At 46.7% G+C, this 16,419-nt stretch carries 12 protein-coding genes; 8 read left to right on the forward strand and 4 right to left on the reverse strand.

What is annotated here, in order from left to right:
• Window positions 1–20: 20 nt before the first annotated feature.
• Window positions 21–935: a LysR family transcriptional regulator gene (locus A5877_RS09335; RefSeq protein ID WP_086294335.1), complete on the reverse strand. Its 915-nt coding sequence runs from the start codon at window positions 933–935 to the stop codon at window positions 21–23.
• A 263-nt stretch (window positions 936–1,198) separates the two neighbouring features.
• Here A5877_RS09335 and A5877_RS09340 point away from each other — a divergent pair, with 263 nt between their 5' ends.
• From A5877_RS09340 to A5877_RS09375, 7 genes are all read left to right on the forward strand, one after another.
• Window positions 1,199–1,804, forward strand: coding sequence for an NADPH-dependent FMN reductase (locus A5877_RS09340; protein ID WP_008376652.1), 606 nt, complete (start codon window positions 1,199–1,201; stop codon window positions 1,802–1,804).
• Between the two features lie 18 nt (window positions 1,805–1,822).
• Window positions 1,823–4,249 carry a flavocytochrome c gene (locus A5877_RS09345; RefSeq protein ID WP_086298936.1) on the forward strand — a complete coding sequence of 809 codons (2,427 nt, stop codon included), beginning with the start codon at window positions 1,823–1,825 and terminating at the stop codon, window positions 4,247–4,249.
• 90 nt (window positions 4,250–4,339) lie between these two features.
• Complete coding sequence (locus A5877_RS09350) at window positions 4,340–5,569, forward strand: OFA family MFS transporter (RefSeq protein ID WP_086298937.1); 1,230 nt, start codon at window positions 4,340–4,342, stop codon at window positions 5,567–5,569.
• 221 nt (window positions 5,570–5,790) lie between these two features.
• Complete coding sequence (locus A5877_RS09355) at window positions 5,791–7,893, forward strand: SH3 domain-containing protein (RefSeq protein WP_086316737.1); 2,103 nt, start codon at window positions 5,791–5,793, stop codon at window positions 7,891–7,893.
• 240 nt (window positions 7,894–8,133) lie between these two features.
• A complete protein-coding gene (locus A5877_RS09360) occupies window positions 8,134–8,637 on the forward strand; it encodes a general stress protein (protein WP_016619521.1) in 504 nt (167 codons plus the stop codon).
• Window positions 8,638–8,903: 266 nt separating this feature from the next.
• A complete protein-coding gene (locus A5877_RS09370) occupies window positions 8,904–9,470 on the forward strand; it encodes a hypothetical protein (protein ID WP_086316739.1) in 567 nt (188 codons plus the stop codon).
• A gap of 297 nt (window positions 9,471–9,767) precedes the next feature.
• Window positions 9,768–10,181, forward strand: a complete 414-nt coding sequence (locus A5877_RS09375; protein WP_005232820.1) for a phosphate-starvation-inducible PsiE family protein — start codon at window positions 9,768–9,770, stop codon at window positions 10,179–10,181.
• A 34-nt stretch (window positions 10,182–10,215) separates the two neighbouring features.
• On the opposite strand, the gene A5877_RS09380 is transcribed toward A5877_RS09375, so the two are convergent.
• Genes A5877_RS09380 through A5877_RS09390 form a run of 3 tightly spaced genes read right to left on the reverse strand, consistent with a single transcriptional unit; the run spans window position 10,216 to window position 13,543 of the window.
• Window positions 10,216–12,087, reverse strand: a complete 1,872-nt coding sequence (locus A5877_RS09380) for a fructose-1,6-bisphosphatase (protein ID WP_086316740.1) — start codon at window positions 12,085–12,087, stop codon at window positions 10,216–10,218.
• Window positions 12,077–12,895, reverse strand: a complete 819-nt coding sequence (locus A5877_RS09385; RefSeq protein ID WP_005232818.1) for a pyruvate, water dikinase regulatory protein — start codon at window positions 12,893–12,895, stop codon at window positions 12,077–12,079. The genes A5877_RS09380 and A5877_RS09385 overlap by 11 nt, the downstream gene beginning before the upstream one ends.
• 12 nt (window positions 12,896–12,907) lie before the next feature.
• The gene (locus A5877_RS09390; protein WP_005232817.1) at window positions 12,908–13,543 is read right to left on the reverse strand and encodes a helix-turn-helix transcriptional regulator; all 636 of its coding nucleotides are present in this window, start codon (window positions 13,541–13,543) and stop codon (window positions 12,908–12,910) included.
• A 190-nt stretch (window positions 13,544–13,733) separates the two neighbouring features.
• Here A5877_RS09390 and ppdK point away from each other — a divergent pair, with 190 nt between their 5' ends.
• Entirely contained in the window at window positions 13,734–16,367 is a 2,634-nt protein-coding gene (gene ppdK, locus A5877_RS09395) for a pyruvate, phosphate dikinase (RefSeq protein ID WP_086316741.1), read from the forward strand.
• The last annotated feature ends 52 nt before the right edge of the window (window positions 16,368–16,419 follow it).

Here is a 16,419-nt window from a genome sequence, read left to right on the forward strand (position 1 = left end):
TTTTTTGTAAAAAAGGAAAGCTAGACGTGGTGCAAAAAGGCCTCGATCAAGGCGGCTTCGCTGTTTGACAATGCCCGTTCGGCTTGGTGGGCAATAAAATAGGTGAGGGACAAGAGTTCCTCTGGCATTGGATAAAGATTAAAAGGGGTCGCGGTCGCTGCTTGTAGCACGCTTTCTGGTACGATCGCAATCCCAAGGTTGTTTTCTGCCAATGCCGCTGCTGTATAAATATTGCTGCTTTCTATGAGAACCGTCGCCTCTACTTTGTATTTTTGCAGCAATTGATCGATTTGGCGCCGAATCGCCGAGCCGCTGGCGGTCAAAATCAATGGACTTTGCAGCAAGTCTTTGACGGCCAATGAATCAGGCGCTAAATACCGCTTCTCTGGTTGATACAGGGAAGAACAAGGCGGAATGATCGCTAGATACCGTTCTTGATTGGTACTGTGGACCGTTAGATTCGGTGCGATCGTCTCAGGATTTTGTCCGATAAAAAAGTCCAGCTGCCCATTCAGCAGGCGTTTTTCATTGTGCTTCGGCAGGTCTTCCCGCAAGAAAAAGTGCACGTTGGGATAGTGTTCATAATACGCAGGCAAAAAGAGCGGCAGCAGGTAAGAACCAAGGCTTGGCAAGATGCCTAAGCGCAAAGAACGCTTCTCGGTCGCGGTATACCAAGACAGCCGACTTTTCAATTTGGCAGATTCTGTTTCCAAGGTTTCTAGATATTGATAATAGATTTTACCAGCTTCCGTCAGTTGAAAATGTCCCGGCTGCCGATTGATGATGGGGGTCCCTAGCTCTTGCTCGGCTCGTTTCACGGTTTGCGTCAAGTAAGGCTGTGAAATGTAGAGATCTTTGGCGGCTTTGGTGTAGTTGCTATGCTTTAACAAGGTATCGAGGTATTGCAGCATCAGATGGGAATCTTTAAGTGCCATCGCGTTGTCCTCCTAGTCATTTTTCTCATTATAACAAATTTGTTATCGATGGATAATTAAATAAATATTTCACAAATAAAGAATTCAGCCGTACACTTAATGGGTACTTGGGGAAGATTTTTTTGTTTAGGAAGAAGCCTTTCATCTCAATAGGTCGTAAAAAACAACTTGAGAAACGATTGAAAAAAGAAATCAAAGCCAATGGTCAAAAACTTTTTATTTTTTGTTAAATGTTAAATTATTCACAATTAGGAGAGATGATAATGAAATTGATTGGAATCGTAGGAACCAACTCGACGCGTTCGACCAACCGTCGCTTACTGCAATTTATTCAAAGCCATTTTAGTGACCAAGCGGAGATCGAACTTTGCGAAATCAGTGATCTGCCGGCATTTAATGAACCAGAAGATCGGACGGCACCAGCGGCAGTCCAAGCCTTGTCAGAGAAGATCGAAGCAGCAGATGGGGTAATCATCAGTACACCAGAATACGACCACTCGATCCCAGCGGTGTTAAAAAGCATGATCGAATGGCTTTCTTATACGACGCGGCCTTTGATCGATAAACCAGTGATGATCACGGGTGCTTCTCTTGGTGCATTAGGTTCATCGAGAGCCCAAGCCCACTTGCGTCAGATCTTAGATGCGCCTGAAGTAAAAGCCCGAATCATGCCGAGTGCGGAATTTTTGTTAGGGCATTCCATGCAAGCCTTCGATGAACAAGGAAACTTGATCGATAACGAAAAAGTTGCCGAACTAGAAGACTGTTTCAATGAATTTGTCTTGTTCGTCGAAATCACGAACCGTCTGGTCAGTGAATATTCAACGGCTAAAGAACGAGCAAAGAAATTTTCGTGGGAACAAGCATAAGAAAGAGAGGAACTAGTCATGAAATTTGTCGGCCTAATCGGAACGAACGCCAAAAAATCGACCAATCGTCAATTAGTAGCGTTTATGCAGCGAGAATTTGCTGCCCTAGCAGAAATTGAACTGCTGGAAATCAAGGATGTTCCAATGTTCAATGAAACACAAGATCAAACCAATAGTGAAGTGATCCAACGGTTAAATAGCAAGATTTTAGCAGCCGATGGGGTGATCATTGCGACACCAGAGCATAACCATTCGATTCCTTCCGCATTGAAAAGCGTCTTGGAATGGCTCTCCTTCAATCTCCATCCCTTTGATGGCAAACCAGTGATGATCGTCGGCGCATCCTACGATGTGCAAGGCTCCTCCCGAGCACAGCTTCATTTGCGCCAAATCCTTGACGCTCCAGGTGTCAATGCGACAGTCATGCCAGGAAATGAGTTCTTGTTGGGACGTGCGCATCAAGCCTTTGATGAACAAGGCAATTTAAAAGATCAACGAACGATCGACTTTTTGGAAAGCTGTTTCCGCAAGTTCGTTCGGTTTACGGAAGTCGCTAATTTGTTGAACGTACCAGAAGAAGTCGTTTATGAGCCTGGCGAATATACCGTCACAGCACCAGGACATAACGGGGATCTACCAATGGTCGTCAAATTGAGCGAAGAACGGATCGAAGCCATCGATATCGATACGTCTGGTGAATCAGAAGGGATCGCTGATGTCGTTTTCGTACGGATCCCTCAAGAGATCATTGAAGGGCAAACCTTAAATGTCGATGCGATCTCTGGTGCTTCGGTTACTAGTAACGGTGTCGTCGATGGGGTAGCAAAAGCCGTGAAAATGGCTGGTGCGAACCCAGATGTCTTGCGCAAACGTCCAAAAGCCGCCAGTGCTTTGCAAACAGAAGATGAAACGTATACTACCGACGTCGTTGTCGTAGGTGGCGGCGGCGCAGGTCTGAGTGCAGCTGCCAGTGTGCTGCAAGCCAATAAAGACGTGATCTTAGTAGAAAAATTCCCAGCGATCGGCGGCAATACCGTACGTACTGGCGGACCGATGAATGCTGCGGATCCAAAATGGCAAAACGGCTTCTCCGCATTGCCTGGCGAACGCAGTGCTTTAGAAGAAGTGCTGACGATCGATGAACAAGACATCGATGCAGAATACTTGCCAGACTTCAAAGCTTTGAAGGCACAAATCACTGCGTATCTTTCAGAAACGACGCCAGAAAAAGAATACTTGTTTGATTCTGCTTTGTGGCATCGAATCCAAACTTATCTAGGCGGAAAACGCAAAGATTTGAATGGGCAACCGATCTATGGGAGGTACGAGCTAGTGAAAATCTTGACGGATCAAGCATTGGCCTCAGTGAAATGGTTAGAAGAAATCGGCGTAGAATTTGATATGAACAATGTCGATATGCCAGTAGGAGCGAAATGGCGCCGTGGGCATAAACCAGTTAAAAACGAAGGGTATGCCTTTGTATCGGCTTTGCATCAATTCGTGAAAGAACATGGCGGAACGATCTTAACCGATACGCCTGTCAAAGAATTATTGATCGAAGATGGTAAGGTTACTGGAATCATCGGGGAAGGCCGTAACGGTCAAAAAATCACAATCCATGCCAAAGCAGTGATTTTGGCTTCCGGCGGGTTCGGAGCGAACACCAAAATGTTGAAACAATACAATACCTATTGGACAGAGATCGAAGACGATATCAAAACGTCAAATTCACCAGCGATCACTGGTGACGGGATCAAACTAGGGGAAAGTGCTGGCGCGGACCTTGTTGGCATGGGCTTTTCACAAATGATGCCCGTATCTGATCCGAACACAGGGGCTTTATTCAGTGGGCTGCAAGTGCCGCCAGCTAACTTTGTGATGGTCAATCAAAAGGGGGAGCGCTTTGTCAATGAGTACGAAAGCCGCGATGTATTGACCCAAGCGGCGATCGATAATGGCGGATTGTTCTATTTGATCGCGGATGAAGAGATCAAGAAAACCGCTTATAACACGAGTCAAGAAAAAATCGATAAGCAAGTAGCTGCTGGTACGCTGTTCCGCAGTGAGACCTTGGCTGGCCTGGCAGAGCAGATCAATGTTGATCCAGCCGTCTTAGAGGCGACTGTTGCGAAATACAACAGCTATGTGGATGCTGGGAAAGACCCAGAGTTTGGCAAAGATGTTTTCGACTTGAAAGTGGAAAAAGCGCCTTTCTATGCCACACCAAGAAAACCAGCGGTTCACCACACGATGGGGGGATTGAAGATCGATCCGCAAACCCATGTGTTGACGAAGGAAGATCAAATCATTGAAGGGCTGTATGCAGCAGGGGAAGTTGCTGGGGGGATCCATGCCGGCAATCGCTTAGGCGGCAATTCGTTGACAGACATCTTTACTTTTGGCCGGATTGCTGGAAATACAGCAGTCGCAGAACATCTCGAATAAAAAGCCTTGCGCGTTGTGACTTGTCACGCGCGCTAGCTTTTGAAAAAACATGTGAATAAAGTAACATGCTTAAAACAAAGGAGAGAAAAAATGGAAACAAAAATCAATCGCTGGCTGATTCTGATCGCTTCGACCGCAGTGTTGCTGTGTACGGGTGCTGTATACGCCTTTAGTGTCTTTGCAGGACCTCTTAGTCAATTAAAAGGTTGGTCCATGGAAGAGATCATGCTAGCCTTTACCATCAATGCCGCAGTTGGCCCGATTACCATGATTTTGGGTGGTTTGCTGACAGACCGAGGAGCCGCTAGATGGGTCATCGCTGGCGGAGGCGTGTTGTTCGGAGCGGGTTTCTTCCTGACGGGTTTGGTCAACTCACCCGCTATGCTGTACCTGACTTATGGAGTCTTTGCTGGTTTAGGGCAAGGCTTTGCCTATTCGGCTTGTTTAAGCAATACGATTCGGTTATTCCCGGATAAACGGGGACTGGCTTCGGGCTTGATCACAGCAGGTATGGGTGGGGCAGCGATTATTGCCGCACCGATTGCGAATCGTTTGATCGAATCACAAGATGTCTTAGCGGCGTTTCGGATTTTAGGAATTGCCTATATCGTGATCGTCTTGGTGGCTAGTCTATTTATTCATAAAGCACCAGAAAATTACCGTCCAGCAGGTTGGCAACCAGCGGATCAAGGAAAAAATGGTCCTCAAATCAATCTAAATTGGTTGGACATGCTGAAGACACCAACTTTTTACTTGATTATTGTTATGTTAGGGGTAGGGGCTTTCTCAGGTTTGATGATTGCTTCCAACGCCTCAGTGATCGGGCAAAGTATGTTTGGTTTGACGGCAGCGGCCGCTGCCTTTTATGTCAGCTTGTACTCATTGAGCAACTGTTTTGGTCGTGTCCTTTGGGGCACCGTTTCTGATAAAATTGGTCGGACGAATACGTTGATGATCATCTATGGCGTGGTGGCATTGTCCTTATTCTTATTGACGCTTGGTCAAACAACTGTGATCTTCACTGTCGGGATCATCGGTTTAGGACTGTGCTTCGGGGGCGTGATGGGGGTTTTCCCATCGATCGTTATGGAAAATTACGGACCGATCAATCAAGGGGTCAACTATGGAATCGTCTTTATTGGTTATTCTACGGCGGCATTCTTTGGCCCCAGAGTTGCAGCAGCAATCGCAGAAAGTAACCAAGGAGATTATACAAAAGCCTTCTATACGGCAATTTTCTTAGCACTTTTTGGGCTTGTTCTCAACATAGGCTATGCGATGCTAAAAAAAGCCAAAAAGCCCGCACCTGTTATTAAATAACAATTCACCAAAAGTAGTCTTTTTGATAAAGGCTGCTTTTTTGGTGCTAAAACAACTCTTTTTTCTTTTTTTAGAACAGAGTATTGGCTGATAAAGCAAAAGAGAAAACTGTTTCATAGCAAGAATTTATCTCGTTGATTTCACTGTTTTTTCATCTTAACCCCCCATTTTTTAATAAATCGTGTTACAATAAAAAAAGGCTAATACGACGGAGGGATTAAATGACAATTCGTAAAGAACGACGCCGCTTAGAAAAGCGCTTGAAGCGCACGCAATATACCCAAAAAAGTATTACGATGGCTACTACTTTAGTAGCGGGATCAACGTTTATCCCGACCTTAGGGCATGCGGCTGAAACGGCAACGACAGCAACCAGCAATGACCTTAAGGTCGTTGAACAAACAACAAACACTACACCAGAAACCGACAGCACGCCGGTTGAGGAAACGACAGAATCAACGACAGCACCTGTTGTGACCGAAGAAACTTCGGAAATAACAGAGGAGTCAGGAGCTGAAGCAGTTACTGAGGGATCAGAAACAGCGACGACAGAAAGCACAACAGTCGCTAGTGATGAAGTCTTAGAAGCAGATGAAGTACCATCAGCCCTTTCGGATTTGACTAGTCGGGCATTATTTTCACGGGCAACGATCGATCCGGCTGCCTTTATCAGTCAGATTTGCGGCTATGCAACGGAAGTGGCGGCAGCAAACGATCTGTATGCCTCTGTTATGATGGCACAAGCGATTTTGGAATCTGGTTGGGGCGCCTCGACTTTGACGACCACGGCCAACAATATGTTTGGGATCAAAGGCAGCTACAACGGCCAATACGTGACGATGGATACGTATGAAGATGATGGTTCCGGCAATTATTATTTGATCAGCGCTAAGTTTCGGAAATACCCATCATTAAAAGAGTCTTTTGAAGACAATGCATATGTGTTGCGTAACACGAGTTTTTCTAGCGGCAACTACTATTACAGCGGTGCGTGGAAAAGCAATACGACCTCTTACACACAAGCGACCGCTTGGCTACAAGGGCGGTATGCAACCGATACTTCTTATGCCAGCAAATTAAACAATTTGATCAGTACGTATAATTTAACGCAATATGATACCGGCAGCTCAAATGCAGGCGGTGGCAATAGCAATGAAACGATCGTCAGTGATGAAACAGCGATCAATCAGCAGATGAAAACCACGTCATCTATGAATATTCGTTCCGATGCTTCCACCAGTGCCTCTATTACTGGTTCGTTAGCAGCTAATACGACGTTTACGGCAACGGCGACCAAAACCGGCACCAGCGTCAATGGCAACACCACGTGGTATAAGATTTCTGGCAAAGGTTGGGTCAGCGGCGCGTATTTGACGAAGGTTTCGACCGACTCTTCAAACAACAATAGCGGATCAGGCAACACCGGTTCTGACAATAGCAATTCCGGTACGACGATCAACAAGCAAATGAAGACGACGGAAGCGATGAATATTCGTTCTAGCGCGTCCACTAGCGGATCAGTGGTAGGGTCACTTAGCAAAGGCACGACCTTTACTGCCACTTCCATGAAAACCGGCACATCAGTCAATGGCAACAAAAATTGGTATTATGTCTCTGGCAAAGGTTGGGTCAGCGGTGCCTACCTTACTGAAGTGACCAACAATAATGCTTCTGAAGCGGAAAAAGAAGACAATGGTTCAAGTATCAATCAACAAATGAAAACGACGGCCGCATTAAATGTCCGCTCCGATGCTTCTACCAGCAGCCGTGTTGTGACAACGCTTGGTCAAGGGGTGACCGTTACCGTGACAGCGAAAAAGAACGGCACTTCAGTGGAAGGCAATAAAACGTGGTACTACGTTTCTGGCAAAGGTTGGGTCAGTGGTGCCTACTTGACAACAACCAGCAGCTCTTCCAATAATAACGGTTCAACAACCACAAATCAGCAAATGAAAACCACCGAGATTTTAAATGTTCGTTCCGATGCTTCTACTAGCAGTAGTATTACTGGTTCTTTAAGTAAAGGAGCAACCGTCACGGTTACCGCAACAAAAACCGGGACGACCGTCAATGGCACGAACAAATGGTATTATGTTTCTGGCAAAGGCTGGGTCAGTGGTGCCTACTTGACGTCTGCTAGCAGTGGGTCTTCTAATACGAATACCAGCAGCAGTTCAACGAAGACGCACACGGTGAAATCAGGGGACAGCTTATGGTCACTGGCACAAAAATATAACACCAGCATCAGCCAACTCGCATCATGGAACAACATCAACAGCAGCTATACGATCTTTGTCGGTCAAAAACTGATCGTTTCCAAGTAACAAGCAAAAAAACCGCGTGCAAGCCATTGGCTCACGCGGTTTTTTATGATGGATCCGCTTCTTCCGGAGCAGCTAGTTTTTTTTCAAGAAACCGCTTGTTTTTCGTAAGCGCAATCAAACTATTTGGTCAATCATAGAACCCTGCGTTAGAATGAAAGAAGCAATAGAAATTGCTAGTTTTAAAGGAATTGCTTCAGAACCAGAACGATCGAAGCGTACACAAAATAAGGAGGATTTCACATGCACAACAGAAACCTAACGATTATTGGCAGTTACGACACTCGAACAGAAGTATTACCGGTTATTGAGCAATTGACAAACGAAGGCTATGGCAAAGAGGATATCGTGCTGTTTGCGAATCAAACAGTCATCGATCAATTTGGGTTAGAATCCATCGATGATGTGGAAGTGGAGCAGGCAGCTAGTGAGGATGAAGATCGTTCGCTTTGGGAAAAAATCAAAGATGCTTTTTCTTTCGGCGATTCCGCTCATAGGCATGATGAGCATGATCCGTTATATGGTTATCGTGATGACCTTGAACGAGACAAACTCGTTGTCGGTGTCTACGATTATCAGCCGATGGACAAAATAACCGATCGTGATGCAGATACTGGTCCGATCATCGATCAACCGTTACCAGGTGAAACAGCAATGCCAGATGAGTCCGTCCATCCAACGCCCCGCATGGGAGACAGCGATATTGAAGCACCGATCCATGACCCCAACCATCTGCGTAACTTATAAATAGAAGGGGTTAAACAATAAAGGAATCATTAAAGCCAGAGGAACAAGCGTCCGTCGTATCTGCCAACCCTTAGTGAAGGGATGGGCCCGCAGGTGATCGGCAGTTGTCCTCGGGCTTTTTTTGTGCAACGGACAATTATGTCTTTGTCATTTTTGAAAATAAAACTTAATTTGTTGACGATTGCTTTTTTTTGTATAATATAAGAATGAGATAGAGCGTTGTCGGAAGAGCCAACCACATTTTTGGGGAAAGGATGGGGAGTGCGATGAAATTCAAGTTCAATATGCAGTCGGCATTAGTCAGTTGTTTTGTTGCGGTTTTTTTGAGTGTGGCGATCAATCAAGACGCCAATGCCTTTGTGGCTGCGCCCTTTGTACGAGATTCTTCCAGTAGTTCCTCCGAGCCACCTTACCAGACAGCAAGCAGCAGTATCGAAGAAACCTCTGATTCCAGTCAGATTTTTTATGAAGCCAGTGTTAGTTCTTACACATCGTCTTCAACGACTAGTCGCTCGATCGAAGCGTCGACAAATGAAGGCACGTCTGTTTCCGTAAGTGAAGCAGAGACAGATCCTAGCGTCAGCACTTCTGCAAGTAGCGAAAGCAGTTCGAGTACCGCGCCGAGTGGCGGATCAACCACCACCAGCGATACTTCTAGCAGTAGCGCTAGCAGCAGTTCTTCAAGCTCTTCCAGTACGAGTTCGACCAGTACTACAACAAGCAGCTCCAGCAGTGAAACGACTGAGCCGTCTTCAGAAACCTCCAATAGCGACGACGAAGCCGCGGAAGATACGAGTGAAAATGTTGATCTAACAGTCGAAGGGGCTCACTGAGCCTGACTGTAAAAATCAATCTCATCTAAAGGGACCATTTCAGCTAGGCCTTGTGCCTAGCTTTTTTATTTGCTTATGTTCAGAGCCACGAACACACCAAGTGCACGAAGGATGCGCGATTCCTCACTCTGAGACTTCAAAAAGTAGCAAAGAGGAAGGTTTTTTGGAGGATTGCTGGAACAGAAAAGAGCTGTCTTACGTTTTTATTCACTGCCTCCATAAAAAAAGCTGCACTTGCAAGCATATCATAAAGTGATTCTGAGTAGTTTCGCTATAATAAGTGCGAGGAGGGGTGTTATGGGAAAGTATTTTAAGCACTTCGAAAAATTGATTAGTGTTGTGGTTGATATTATGTTAGGACTGTTGGTTCTGTTGGTTTTGGTGGTGATGGCGGAAGCGATCTACAAAATCGTTGTCCATGTGATCCCACTGCATGAAGTTAGCGATCTTTCTTTATTGATCGAAGAGATCGCGACATTGTTTATTTTACTGGAAATTATTTTGATGTTATTGCGTTACGTAAAAGAAGGTCACCATATTCCGGTGCGTTACTTGATTTTGATCAGTATCACAGCAATTTTAAGAGAGCTGCTTTTAGCGCAAGGAAAAGGGTTAGAAACGCTCTTTTTGGCGTTAGCGATCTTGGTCTTGATCATTGTGCTGCAGGCGTTGGAAAAACTCAAAGCCTTTCATAGTTCCAAAGGACTGTAAAAAAAAATCATCCGATTGGTTGACGAATGACTCGTCAAGGGATCGGATGATTTTTTAATTCTTCAAAAAGCACTCGGCTTTCTTGCTGCAGCCGCTTGCCGATATCTGTTTGGCCTACCGTTGTTCTTTCCGTTTGCCGCACGACGATTTTTTTCTGAGTGACGATGTCACGTCGCTGCTGGATGGCTTGCTGGCGATCTGTAAAGGGTTGATGGGCTGCTAAGGTCATGCCGAAGGAATTTGACAACAGCGTGTAACCAGCAATGCCTGTGACGGATTGGTAGGAGCGAGAGAGTCCGCCATCGATCACCAATAAACGACCATTTGCCTTAATGGGCGTCTCGCCTTTACGCACTTTGACAGGGGTGTGGCCATTGATGATGTGGCCTGTCGGCGGCAGACCGAAGGCAGCTAGGACACGGCAGCAGAAGTCTTCGTTTTCCCTTAAAGAATAATAGGCATTTTTTTGTTCCGTATGAGTGTTGCGATCTGCTATAAAGTAGCGCTCAAAGGTTTTCATGGCTTTTTTGCCGAAGAGGGAAGAGCCTTCGCCACACCAAAGATACCAGATCATATCGGTGGCAAGGTCTGTTTGGTTTTCTGGTTGGGCAAAACTTTCCTGCAAACATTGCTGAAAAAAGTCCATCAACGCTTTGCCTGCTAAGGGCTGCTGCTGGAAAGTAAAGGCCAGGAAATCGCCGTTTTCCCGACAAGGCAGGCAGCCGTGATACAGTAGGTTGTCGTTGAAGCGCTGGTACAATGTGCCATGCTCGACCAAAAAGCGCATATGCGCAGCTAAGCGGGGCGAGCGTTGAAATTGGCTCAGCAAATCTTGCAATACTTCATGTTCTTCGGCTGTCAAACGGTAAGGATCATCGGGATCTACTAGTTGAAAACAGCCGTTGATCAAAGGATAGGTCTGGTCTAGCTGGATTTGTTGTCGATCTTGAGACAAGCGATGCAATAAGCAGCGCTCTGCCATCGCAAATGCCGGTCGCCGCTGGATCACGGCTGCTTCGACTTTGAATTGGATGATGGCAAATGCCTGCTGCAAAAGCATGGCGGCTTTTTTTTGCTGGCTTGATAAAGGGTCCACTGTTTTTTGCGGATAAAAGCCGGCATTTTCTGTGTAATATTTTTGGCTAAAAGCCAGTGCTTTTGATAGATCGATCCCATAACCATCTTGTAATAATGCCAGATTGCCGTAGCGAGCAGCGATGCGGATCGTATTGGCCAAACAGGGCAGCGAGCCGCAAAAGCTACCGATCCACAAGATATCATGGTTGCCTAGCTGAATATCCAGTGAAGGCGAAGTCATCAAGCGATCGACGATTTTGTCTGGCGCCGGTCCTCGATCATAGATATCGCCTAAGACATGGAGATGGTCCACTACGAAACGCTGAATCAAGTACGCCAGTTCTTGGCAAAAAAGCGGGGCTGCCTCTAATTCAATGATCTTATCAAAAATCGCCTGATAGTAAGCTTCTTTATTGAAGTCGGCATCATATTGGTACAACAGTTCTTCTAAGATGTAAGCAAAAGAAGTCGGCAATGCTTTGCGTACCTTGGAGCGTGTGTATTTACTGGAAGTAAAGCGGGCAACTTTCACTAGCTGTGCCATCTTCAAGCGCCAATCGGCAGGGGTCCAGGCCTGTTCTTGTAATAGCTCCTCTGGATAATAAATGACAAAACAGAGTTCGGTCTGTTCTTCTTTCGTCAAGACACCGGTAAACAAAGTCTCGACTTTTTCTCGAATACTGCCAGAACCATTCCGCAAAATATGGTCAAAGGCATCGTATTCGCCATGCAGATCGCTGACAAAATGCTCGGTAGCTTTCGGCAGCTGCTGGATGGCTTCCAAGTTGATGATCTCGGTCAGGTTTGCCAAGGTGTCTTTATTGAACATGGGCCTGTTCTTTGGCTTGTTCTTCAATCAGCATCGCGCTTTCTTCAATGGAGCGTTTGCTGACATCGATCACCGGAATGTTCAGCTTTTTGAACCATTCATTCGCGTAGGCTAATTCTGCTTCGATTCGTTCACAATTGGTGTAATGGGTTTCTTCTTTCAAGCCCAATGAATGCATCCGGGACCGCCGGATTTCCGTAAGGGATTCTGGATTCGTAGTCAAACCGACCATTTTCCGTGGGTCTACTTGGTGCACTTCGGCTGGCAAAGCGACTTCAGGAATCAAAGGCAGATTCGCCACTTTGTAGCCGCGATTTGCCATGTATAGGCTCAATGGGGTCTTTGAGGTTCGCGAAACCCCTAATAGGACAAAGTCAGCATCGAGAAATCCCCGTGGGTCTTTGCCGTCGTCGTATTTCACCGCAAATTCCATCGCGGCCACCCGGCTGAAATATGCTTGGTTCAAGCGATGCAAGGCACCAGGCTCTTGGACGGCTTCTACACCGAATGTTTTTTCCAGCATCGTGGTCAAGGGCGACATAAAGTCGACATGCTGCAAGCCAGTCCGTTTGGCAAAGGCATCAACAAAAGCGACTAATTCTTTATTGACTAAGGTGGTAACGACGATCGATTTGTCTAGCAAGGCATCTTTGAGGATCTCGCCTAAGCTCTCTTCATCATTAGTAAAGGGAAAGAGCTGGATATCTGAAAGGTCGATCGTGGGAAACTGCGCGGAAACGGCGGCGATCAGCTTTTGTGCCGTTTCGCCTACGGAATCTGAAATCAAATATATTCGAACGTTCTTCATTGTTTTTGCCCCCTAAAAGTGTGTGTTGTCACTGTCATTGCCTGCTTGAATAAAGTAATTCATCAGCCGCGTCTTCGTGATTTTGCCGATGACTTTTTTTGGTTCCTGTGGATCGACCACTGGCAAGGTATCGACTTCATGTCGTCCTAACAACGTACCAGCCGTCAAGATCGTTTCTTCCGGTGTGATGGTCACGATGTTTGGCATGCGAGTCATGATCATCGCTACGGGTGTTTTTTCCGGTGCGGCATTGCTGATCGCAAAGCGCAGCAGATCTTTGCGGGAGAGTACCCCAATCAGTTCGTCTTGGTCATTTTTGACATAGAGGGAACCGACATCGTACATAAACAAAGTCGTGACTGCTTCATAAACGGAGACCGTTTGTGAGATCAGCAACGGTGGGATCATGACTTCTGCAACTTTGGTATGGTAGAGTTTTTCGAAAAGCAAAGGCTCAACGGTTTGTCCTGTATAGAAATAGCCGACTTTCGGTCGAGCGTCTAATAAACCGGTCATGGTCAAAATCGATAAGTCATTCCGCAAGGTTGCGCGGCTCAAACCCAACTGCTTCGCAATGGTCTCCCCACTGATCGGCTGATGCTCTTTGACGATCTCAATGATTTTCATTTGTCTTTGGCTTAATTCCAATGTGTCACCTTCTTTCTTTTATGTGCTATGCTATTGATTATATGATTTTCCGAATGAAAAGGCAATCCTTCTCTTTTAAAAAGGATAAATCCCTTAAAAGTTTTCTTTTTTTGGCTTGACGATTAAATGTGTCATACTATATACTGCTAATTAATCGAAATAGTATATAACATTTAAAAGGAGGAACATGATGGAAAAAGCAGTCGTATGGTTTTCAGAAGGCACGAAAGAGCAAAAAGCATTATTAGGCGGGAAAGGGGCAAATCTTGCGGAGATGACCAATTTGGGTTTGCCTGTTCCTCAGGGATTTATCGTCCCGGCCACCATTTGCCTGACCTATTTAGAAGAACAGGTTCTTCCTGAGGCGATCATCAAGCAAGTCAAAGCTGCCATCGAAGAATTGGCAGTCCGCAGGAACAAAACATTTGGCGGACTGCACTCGCCGTTATTGGTTTCTGTCCGCAGTGGTGCCAAGTTTTCCATGCCAGGGATGATGGATACGATCTTAAACCTTGGGTTGAATGATGAAACCGTCCAAGGGTTGGCTCAGCAGACGGGGGACCCCGTCTTTGCTTATGATTGTTACCGCCGTTTGATCCAGATGTATGGGGATGTGGTGAAAGGTGTAGAAAAAGAACACTTTGAAGCCTATTTGACAGATTATAAGAAACGGCAGAATTATGTGTCAGACCAAATGATGACCGGCAATGACTGGCAAATGATCTGTCGCGTGTTTCAAAGTATTTATATGGAACATACCCAAGAAGCGTTTCCCCAAGACCCGTTTCAGCAATTATTGGCAGCCATCACGGCAGTTTTTCGCTCATGGAACAACCCACGGGCTAAGACCTACCGTTCCCTCCATCGGATCCCTGACGATCTAGGGACTGCCGTAACGATTCAAGAAATGGTTTTTGGCAACAGCGGGATAAATAGTGGGACGGGTGTCGCCTTCACCCGCAATCCAGCAACCGGGGAACCGGGACTTTTCGGCGAATTTCTAGTGTGTGCTCAAGGGGAAGATGTGGTTGCTGGCATTCGTACACCACAACCGATCCAAGCGTTGGCGCAACAACATCCTGTGATTTATCAGGAACTAAAGCAACTGGCTGAGGGTTTGGAAGATCACTATCAAGACATGCAAGACATTGAATTTACCATCGATGACGGCCAGTTGTTTGTCTTGCAAACAAGAAACGGCAAACGAACCGCCGCTGCGGCAGCGCAAATTGCAACGGATATGGTCGCAGAAGGTCGGATCACCATCAGGCAAGCCTTAGACCGAATCACACCAGAAATGATCGATCAATTGTTGCACCCGTTATTTGCCCCCGAAGCCTTACAGCAAGCCGAAGCCTTTGCGCAGGGCTTGCCGGCTAGTCCAGGGGCAGCTTCAGGACATGTCTATTTCACTGCAGAGGCGGCGGAAAAAGCCAGCCGCACAGGAGAAAAAGTCCTGCTGCTACGGCAGGAAACCTCACCTGAAGATATTGAAGGCATGGTGGTGAGTGAAGCGATCATTACCGCTCGTGGGGGGATGACTTCTCATGCGGCGGTGGTCGCCCGTGGTCTGGGGGTCTGCTGTGTGGTAGGGTGCGAGGCATTAAGTGTCGATGCATTTTTGAAACAGGCCCGCTGCGGCGAGCTGCTGATTGAAGAAGGTGACGTACTTTCCGTAGACGGCAGCACTGGCAAACTGTATCAAGGGCAGCTGCCTATGACCAGTGTACAGGAGCGGGTTTTGCTGGATCAGCTTTTGACGTGGGCACAAGCCCAGGCAGATCTAAAGGTTTACGCAAATGCGGAAACGAAAAATGACATTGAGGCTGCGCTGGCCTTTGGTGCAGCGGGCATCGGCTTAGCACGGACGGAGCATATGTTTTTTGGGGAAGCGCGTTTGTGGAAAATGCGGGAAGTCATCTTGGCAGAAACGAAGGCGGAACGATTGGCGGCTTTGGCTGAGATCAAGGCTTATCAAAAAGCCGATTTCCAAGAAATGCTGCAGGCCGCGCAAGGAAAAAAATGCACGATTCGTTTATTAGATCCACCACTCCATGAATTCTTGCCCCATGAGCATGAACGCCTTGAGATGGCCCGCCGCAGTAAAAAATCATTGGCAGTGATCGAGCGGCGAATTGACGAACTGCAAGAGGTCAATCCTATGATGGGGCATCGCGGCAGCCGTTTAGGACTCAGCTATCCAGAAATTTATGAAATGCAAACAGCGGCGATTTGTGAAGCGGCTGTGGAGTTGCGGCAGCAAGGAGTCGAGGTAGAGGCGGCGATCTTATTGCCCCTGATCAGTTTGCCCGCAGAGCTGCAGGTGTTGAAAGCGACGTTGACACAGGTGATCGCTCAAGCAGAAGCAACCCTTCAGCAACCGTTGCACATCGAGATCGGCATGATGATCGAGACACCTAGAGCGTGCTTGATCGCTGGGGAGTGTGCTGAAGATGCTGCGTTCTTTAGTTTTGGTACCAATGACTTGACCCAAATGACGTTTGGCTTTTCGCGGGATGATGCAGGCAGCTTTATTCAAGCCTATTTGCAGTCGGGGATCTTACAAGAAGATCCTTACCAGCACTTAGATCAGGCGGGTGTTGGTACCTTGATGCGCCAAGCGATCACTGGCATAAGAGATCGTCAGCCAGAGCACTCGATCGGTGTTTGTGGCGAAGTCGGCAGCGATCCCTATTCCATTGCATTTTTGCGAGAGATCGGCATCGACTATGTTTCTTGCTCCCCATACCGAATCCCCGCTGCCTGGTTAGCGATCGCCCAATCCGCCCCCACCATCGAAGAGGCGTCAGTGGGCTCCCGCTAAAATAGGAGAAAAAAATACACCGCAGTCCACTAGCAAGGCTCGCCTGCTTGGT

Origin of the sequence: Enterococcus sp. 3C7_DIV0644 (genome assembly GCF_002141235.1) — a bacterium.
GTDB lineage: Bacteria > Bacillota > Bacilli > Lactobacillales > Enterococcaceae > Enterococcus_D > Enterococcus_D entomosocium.